The 8,007-nt window shown below is 42.6% G+C and carries 7 protein-coding genes; all 7 read right to left on the reverse strand.

The features are described 5' to 3' along the window. Window positions 1-10: 10 nt before the first annotated feature. Window positions 11-499: an ATP-binding cassette domain-containing protein gene (locus tag ACM0OP_RS23170; protein WP_414530763.1), complete on the reverse strand. Its 489-nt coding sequence runs from the start codon at window positions 497-499 to the stop codon at window positions 11-13. Window positions 500-694: 195 nt separating this feature from the next. Then, on the reverse strand, window positions 695-1,132 hold the full coding sequence (locus ACM0OP_RS23175; RefSeq protein ID WP_414530764.1) for a hypothetical protein: 438 nt from the start codon (window positions 1,130-1,132) through the stop codon (window positions 695-697). A 47-nt stretch (window positions 1,133-1,179) separates the two neighbouring features. Continuing rightward, on the reverse strand, window positions 1,180-1,515 hold the full coding sequence (locus ACM0OP_RS23180; protein WP_414530765.1) for a hypothetical protein: 336 nt from the start codon (window positions 1,513-1,515) through the stop codon (window positions 1,180-1,182). 662 nt (window positions 1,516-2,177) lie between these two features. Next, window positions 2,178-4,559, reverse strand: a complete 2,382-nt coding sequence (locus tag ACM0OP_RS23185) for a phosphoketolase family protein (RefSeq protein ID WP_414530766.1) — start codon at window positions 4,557-4,559, stop codon at window positions 2,178-2,180. A 447-nt stretch (window positions 4,560-5,006) separates the two neighbouring features. Beyond that, window positions 5,007-5,975 carry an SdrD B-like domain-containing protein gene (locus ACM0OP_RS23190; protein ID WP_414530767.1) on the reverse strand — a complete coding sequence of 323 codons (969 nt, stop codon included), beginning with the start codon at window positions 5,973-5,975 and terminating at the stop codon, window positions 5,007-5,009. A gap of 200 nt (window positions 5,976-6,175) precedes the next feature. Continuing rightward, window positions 6,176-6,889, reverse strand: coding sequence for a hypothetical protein (locus ACM0OP_RS23195; protein WP_414530768.1), 714 nt, complete (start codon window positions 6,887-6,889; stop codon window positions 6,176-6,178). Further along, a partial coding sequence (locus ACM0OP_RS23200) for a hypothetical protein (RefSeq protein ID WP_414530769.1) occupies window positions 6,886-8,007 on the reverse strand: 1,122 nt, incomplete at its 5' end. The genes ACM0OP_RS23200 and ACM0OP_RS23195, both read right to left, overlap by 4 nt.

Raw genomic sequence — 8,007 nt, forward strand, 5'->3', positions numbered from 1 at the left:
CAATCCTCTCCTAGAATCCCACTGTCAATAGGGTTTGAGACGCGCTAACCCTGCCTACTAAAGCCAGAGCAAAATATAAACGCTGCGTTTCCCCACCAGCTAACTTACTCGCCGATGTTTCAGATTTATCTTCAAGACGAACCCTTTTCAAGATAGCTGAAACTGTCTGTGAATTAGGATAGTAGCTTCTTACAAGCTGGACAAGTTCTTTAACTTTCAAATTGGGGGGAACATTTGTTTTTTGTAAAACTACACCTACAGATGTTTTGGCAGATGATTCTTGAGGAGAAAGCCCCATGAGTTTGACTTCTCCTTCATTTGGTTGGATAATTCCTAAAATTAAATTAAGTAAAGTAGTTTTACCTGCACCATTCTCTCCTCGCAATACTAAAAATTCCCCTTTCTCTACAAAAAAATTAACCTGATTAAGAATAGGAATTTTACTAAAACCTTTAGAAAAAGTTTTGCAAACTTGGCTAACTTCAATTAGTCGATTCATTGTCAATTTCTCTATGATAACTAAGAGGATATTTTAAAATTTTTGGGCGAATATAATTCGCTACTACACAGGCAAAGTCCACCTGCGTGGACTAATCAAAAAATCGGTTTTTTAACCCGCGCAGGCGGGTTTAGTTTGTATAGCCGCGACTTCTAGTCGCCAGGGCTGTAATAAATTAGACTTTTCAAACAACCTCTAAGATAGATGAAGGGAAGAATAGATAAAGAACCAGACAGCAGAGGCTATACCAACAGCAGGTAGTAAGGAAATTCCCAAGAATGTAGTTAAAACTATAACTGTTGCTGTTCCTCCCGCAAAAGCCCAAAAATCATTGGTTAATGTAGAAGAATGTCTCCCCACATCACTACAAAAGCTTAAAATACACAAGTCATTCCCCCTAGTAACAAGGAAAAAGGTAGCGACTATTCCAATAATAAAAAGTCCAATTATAATCAGTTTACTTAAATCAAGTGATAAAATTGAATTTTGATTTTTAGCTGGTACAGCTTCCAAGGGGATAGCTGTATTATTACTGATTTGATTATCTGAAGTCTTTACTTGATTGATAGAAGAATTTGATAATTGTTGTGTAGTATCTGCGGAACTATTATTATCTTGAGGGAGAGATTGCATGGCTAATTTTTCCTAAAATAGACCTTTGAGTATTTAAACTTGGTGGTTCAATTCGATCCAATAGACAAAACTGTTCTAATAGCTAACCAAGTAACAAATCCAACTCCAATAATAACGGCTATTGGAGCGCTTCCAATTAAAGCCATACCTGTTGCTGCACCTATAGCAATAGTACCAGCAGTGACATCAGGAGATTTTTCTAAATTTTCCCATACGGTATCGGGTGAATTTTTACTAGGGTTTTTTAGAAGATTTGAAGTTTCATGTTTATGTTGACTGTTCGGTTGAATTTGAATAATCTTGTTTTGCTTGATATTGGAAGACAGTATTTGATTAGGTTTTTTTAGGCATTCTTTTGGAAGATCACCAGACCAATGAATCATAGGATTGCAAGAGTGTTGAACCTGCAAAGTAGTAGTTACAAGTAAAACAGTCCATGTCAATAAGCAAACTAGCAGGATTGCTTTAAAATGCGATCGCAGAATTTTGTCAAGCCAAGATAAAGGAGACTTGATTGAGAATTGCATAGCTAAAAATGTGTGCAGAAATTTATAACAGTTCAGAGAGACAGTTTTAACCAGAAAACAACTTACTTTCTGCCTCCTTTACTAATATGCCCTATAGGAAGTCTGCTGTAACTTTTTTACGCAAAATTTTTATATATTAAGGGAGAGCGAAAATTTTTGGAGGGATATGGGGTACATAATGCGGTAGGATGAAGCGATGCTAGACTCTTATGAACCTGTAATCTAGGAGTTAAAAATAGTGCTGCTGGGCATCATCCCTATGATCTGGAAGCGGATATTTGTAAGCAGCAACAGCAAGATAGAAAATTTGCATTACACGCTCCATCTGGCAATGGAATGAGAGGATATTCACCTAAACCATTTCATCATCTACGGTAAGCAGTACGGGATTACCCAACCAAGTGGTAAGTGGTACAACATTTAGCGATCGCGCTTATGAAGTAAAAATTTTGCAAGATGATATGATAATTAGCGGGCAAGATGCCCGCACCACAAGAATTTATGGATGTTTTCTCAGCTTAATAAGGCCATTTCCAATCGCGGATTTCTGGCATATCGTCGCCGTGTTGCTCAATGTATTGTTTGTGTTCAATCAGCTTATCTTCTAACATTTGCCTCATATAAGCGGCTTTAGCACCTAGTTGGGGTACGCGGTCAATTACGTCCATGACTAGATGGAAGCGGTCTAAATCGTTCAACACAACCATATCAAAGGGGGTAGTTGTGGTTCCTTCTTCTTTGTAACCACGGACGTGTAAGTTTTTGTGGTTGGTGTGGCGATAAGTTAAACGATGAATCAGCCAGGGGTAGCCATGAAAGGCAAAGATAATGGGTTTGTCGGTGGTAAAGATGGTGTCAAATTCTTTACTGCTTAAACCGTGGGGATGTTCGCTTTGAGGCTGGAGTTTCATCAAGTTGACGATGTTCACTACCCGTACTTTTAATTCTGGGAAGTGCTGGCGGAGAATGTCTACTGCTGCTAGGGTTTCTAAGGTGGGAACGTCTCCAGCACAAGCCATGACTACATCTGGTTCGCTACCTTTGTCGGTACTAGCCCATTCCCAAATACTTAAGCCTTTGGTGCAGTGCTTGATGGCTGATTCCATGTCTAGGAATTGTAATGATGGTTGCTTTCCGGCGACGATGACGTTGACGTAGTGGCGACTTCTCAAGCAATGGTCTGTGACTGATAGGAGAGTATTTGCATCGGGTGGAAGGTAGACGCGAATGATTTCGGCTTTTTTGTTGAGTACGTGGTCGATAAAACCAGGGTCTTGGTGAGAGAAGCCGTTGTGGTCTTGTCGCCAAACGTGGGAGGTGAGTAAGTAGTTGAGGGACGCAATGGGTCGCCGCCAAGGTATATCACGGGTGGTTTTCAACCATTTGGCGTGCTGGTTGAACATGGAATCGATGATGTGGATGAATGCTTCATAGCAGGAGAAGAAGCCGTGACGACCTGTGAGTAGGTAGCCTTCTAACCATCCTTGACAGTTGGTTTCGCTGAGGACTTCCATGATTCTACCGTCGGGTGAGAGGTGGTCGTCTTCGGGGAGGATGTTGGCTACCCATGTCCGGTCTGTGACTTCTAGGATTGGACCGAGGCGATTTGATGCGGTTTCGTCGGGGCCAAAGATGCGAAAGTTTTTGCTGTCTGCGTTGAGTTGCATGATGTCCCGCAGGAAGTAGCCGGTGACTTTGGTGGCTTCGGCGTAGGTTGTTCCTGGGTTGGTGACATCCACTGCGTAGGTGGCGAAGTCTGGCATTTTTAGATCCCGCAGTAGCGCACCGCCGTTGGTGTGGGGGTTGTCGCCCATGCGTTTGTGGCCTTTGGGGGCGAGTTCTGCGAGTTCGGGAATGAGTGTTCCGTTTGCGTCGAAGAGTTCTTCTGGTTTGTAACTCTTCATCCAGTCTTCTAGGAGTTTGAGGTGTTCTGGATTACCGACGACGTTACCAAAGGGGACTTGATGCGATCGCCAGTAATCTTCGGTTTTTTGTCCGTCTACTTCTTTGGGGCCTGTCCAACCTTTGGGGGTTTTGAGGATAATCATCGGCCACTGGGGACGACTGCTGAAACCGTGTACACGGGCTTCTCTTTGGATACTTTGAATTTCGGCGATCGCAATATCTAAAGTGTCGGCCATTTGCTGATGCACATCTGCGGGGTCGGAACCTTCCACAAAGTAGGGTTTGTAACCATATCCCACAAATAGGCTTTCTAATTCTGCATAACTCAATCGCGCTAGGATGGTGGGGTTAGCAATTTTATAGCCGTTGAGGTGTAATATCGGCAATACTGCACCATCATTAATGGGATTGAGAAACTTATTAGAATGCCAACTTGTAGCTAAAGCCCCAGTTTCCGCTTCGCCATCACCCACTACAGCAGCGACAATTAAATCTGGGTTATCAAAAGCTGCACCATAAGCATGAACCAAAGCATAACCTAATTCCCCGCCTTCATGAATTGAACCAGGGGTTTCTGGGGCTACGTGGCTAGGAATCCCACCAGGGAATGAGAATTGTTTGAAGAGTTTCTTCATTCCCTCAGCATCTTGGGAAATGTTGGGGTAATATTCGCTGTAAGTCCCTTCTAAGTAAGTATTTGCTACCAGTCCAGGGCCGCCATGACCAGGGCCAGCTATGTAAATAGTGTTCAGGTCATACTTTTTAATTACCCGGTTGAGATGAACATAAATAAAGTTCAAACCTGGGGTAGTTCCCCAATGTCCTAAAAGTCGGGGTTTGACGTGTTCTTTCGTTAAAGGTTCTCGTAGTAAGGGATTATCGAATAGATATATTTGTCCGACTGAAAGATAGTTAGCTGCACGCCAATAAGCGTTAATTTTCCGTAGTTCTGATTCCGTTAGCGGGTTGGTTTTTGGACTACTTGTTAAAGTCATATCACCCTTGATGACAAAATATTTGGATCAGGTCTTTAGTGTTCTAAACTACCGAGTTTTAGTCAGCATTCCATCTAACTAATGACTAATTTTTCCTGTTTTCCCGGAATATGCGGCAAACTTATTGCTGCTTATGGTTAATCAATTGAAAAAATATATCAATGAAAGGTTAACAAATTTAGTATTTTATTCAACAATTTTTAAGTTTCATTTAATATCTCGAAGAGATAAAAATATTTCTGCAATACTCTGTATTTACAACATCTGGCATCTTCCCTATGGATGATTTATGAGGTAATATCCCACCCTCCATAAGAAGCAAGGGAGCGGGGATCTGGGGGGAGTTAGAAATTACTTGACACGGAAGGCAGCTTAACAACCTTTCCTCTTCTTCCTTGCCCCTGCCCCTCTGCCTCTTCCTACTCCCTACTCCCCAGCCATAGCTAATCAATTAACTCTAGCCCGAAACCTAAAAAACCCATAGGAATCACTCGGACTACCGGGATTTGTGCTATTGGGAACATCACCTAAATCCACAACTACAGCGCCATTGGTGTTAAAACCTCCACAGTTAATATTGCTGTAAACATCGGTGGGTTCTATGCCTGCGGGGAAATGCTGCCCTGCATCACCATCTTGAATACCAGTAAGAGCGTTGGAAGTCCCATCATAACTGAGCAGAATACCCCTGTCGGCTCCGGGATCACCGCCATTAAAGGTGTCGGGAATAAAAGTGGTATTTTGGGGAAGGCGATCGCACAGTAAGACATTTAGCGCCGTAGTATCACCTGTAGAGAGAAAATAAATGGTATATTCTATTTCATCCCCAGGAACGATAACACCACCATTTAACCGACCTTGTAAGTAATTACCAGGCCAATTAGGCTGATTATCATCTGCATCAAAGGGCGCAGGTACATAATTCGGAGAGTTGATATCATCAACCCCGTCAATTAAATCTGTGTATTGGGTAGAATTAACAGCCGTAATCCGTTTAACTAAAATAATATTAGGGTTATTAGCCATTGCTTGGTTAAACCCAAAATTTTGATCATTTATGTTACTACCAGCCACATTCACAGCTAAGTTATTCGGTGTACTTAAGACCTCTCCACTGGGAATATTGGGGTCATTAGTATCAACTTGAATTGTGTAGTTGCCATTACCAACACCCAGAAATAGGTATGCACCATTAGCCTTTGTATTAGCAGTGGCGACAACGTTATTACTAGCATCTATTAATTGTAAAGTAACGTCGGCAGGTAAAGTAGGTTCCCCAGGATTGAAAATACCATATCCAGTAGTGAAGGCGTTATCTACGCGGCGAAATCTGAGCGTGTCAGCGACTAGTATTAAAGAATAGTTGTTTGTCCCAAGTTGAAAGGCTGAGAGCCTTAAATCATTGGTTGCGCCCACGCCATATGCTAAATTTATGTTGCTATCACAATTTGTGGGATAGTTACCAGCATCACATGGATTAGCTACCTGAGTATTATAGTTAATAGACGGTACTGTTTCGTAGGTGGCTGTGACGTTAGTTATACCTACTTGGGCGGCTACTGGACTGCCGGTGAGGAGTGCGATCGCAATGGTTGTCAGGAATGCGATCGCACCTGCTAGGGTGAGGATGATGATTTTTTTCGCACGCAGAGGCGCAGAGGCGCGGAGGGTGAGAGTTTTCTTGTTTGATTAGTCGGTGTTCCCCGTACTGTCACTTGGACTATAGCCGGGGGTTCTGTTGCACCAACTATTTGTGCAGAGATAGTATTTAAACCTTCTTGCAGAGAAACACCAAACCATGTCTGCGTTACTAAATTAGTGTTTTCATTGGTTTCTGTTCTCCCAATGGAACTCTCATCAGCCAATACACCATTTACCCGTAATTCGATCTCTTGACCGATGGGAAATTGTAAAATTACGGTACTGGCTGGTACATCTGCAATGGTATCTGTACTAGGAGTGAGAATTTTTACCGTGGGTGATTCCTGTGGTAATTCTGCCAGTTGCAGTAAACCTTTGGGTAGTGGTTGACCTGTTGCTGGTTGAAATGATGGAATTTCTCTGGGAGGGGTGGCTAAATCTGCTGTTTGACTCTCGGCTTTTAACTCCGCTAGTTGACGTAAGTTTTGCAGTAATTTTCCATCCATACCTCCCACACCTCCCACACTTCCCACACTCCCCACACCTCCCACACTCTCCGGAAGGTTAACGGTAGCATCGGAGTTTTCTGCATGGGCGATCGCCGGATATAATATGATGCTGATAGACCCGGCCACGGCGGCCATTAATTTTAAATTAAAAGTAGTATTCCCTGATGCTATGGCTTTCATTGATCAACTTGCTCCTCAAGGCTGGGGGTAACGGCGAAGTTCATACGCACCAACCCACCAGGTTCTAACCGGACTAAGCGAGATTGGCTATTGCGTTCGCGGAATTTTTCATTGGGAGCTAAGGTATAACCAGGGATACTAGTCAGGTCTAAAACTCCTGTATGGCTTCCGGGTAAAACATTGGCTACAGAGAATAAGCCATTGACATCAGTAGTAATGCGGTTGCCATTTTGTAAAATAACTACTGCATTGGGTACACCAGGCTCATCTGCTTGTTGTTCACCATCAAAGTTTTTATCGACAAACACCCGACCGATGATAGTACCAGTGTCTGAGGTAATTCCTCGGCGGATTCTTAAGTTATGGGTAGCTGGACCATCTTTGATATTAAAGTTGTTATCTACCCGTTGTGCATTCACAATTGCACTATTGCGACCACTACCCCGCACAGCGTCAGGGGTGAGTTGCACAGCATAGGCGATATTTAAAACTTTGTCGGTGGGAATTGTGGTTTGGGGATTAAATGTGATATCAGAACCGTTGTGAGATGCAGTGATTTCTACTGGTTGACGATCCATTTCAGCGATGACTGATTCGGGTAAAAACCTAAATCCTACAGGTAAGTTATCGGTAACAACTAGATTATGCACATCTGCATCACTTTGATTGCGAATCGAGAGGCGATATATAGCTGTATCACCGGGTTCTGCGGTGGCGCGATCGCCTGTTTTAATCATCTGCAATTGATTACTTTGACACATCCCAGTGCTAAAGCGGAAGGCTAATAAATCTAGTCCCACAGTTTCTGCATTGGGAACAATAACTACTCTATCTGTAAAACTAGTACCTCCTGTGGTGGTGATGGGTTCACCATCTAAAGAAGTGGCTCGATATTGAATTACATTATTATTTTCGCCATCATTTGCTAATATTTGGATTCTAATCCGTCGTTGCTGATAAATAGAATCTTCCGGGGGATTGACGACAAAAATATAAGTTCTTCCGGGGTCAGTTTGACCAAAATTAGGATCTAATAAAAAATTATAAGTGCCTCGTGGCTCTTGATTAAGTAGGTGGGCGTGAAATAACCAAAATGTGTAACAATAAGTAAATACAGT

It is taken from the genome of Nodularia chucula CCY0103 (genome assembly GCF_963923915.1).
Taxonomy (GTDB): Bacteria; Cyanobacteriota; Cyanobacteriia; order Cyanobacteriales; family Nostocaceae; genus Nodularia; species Nodularia chucula.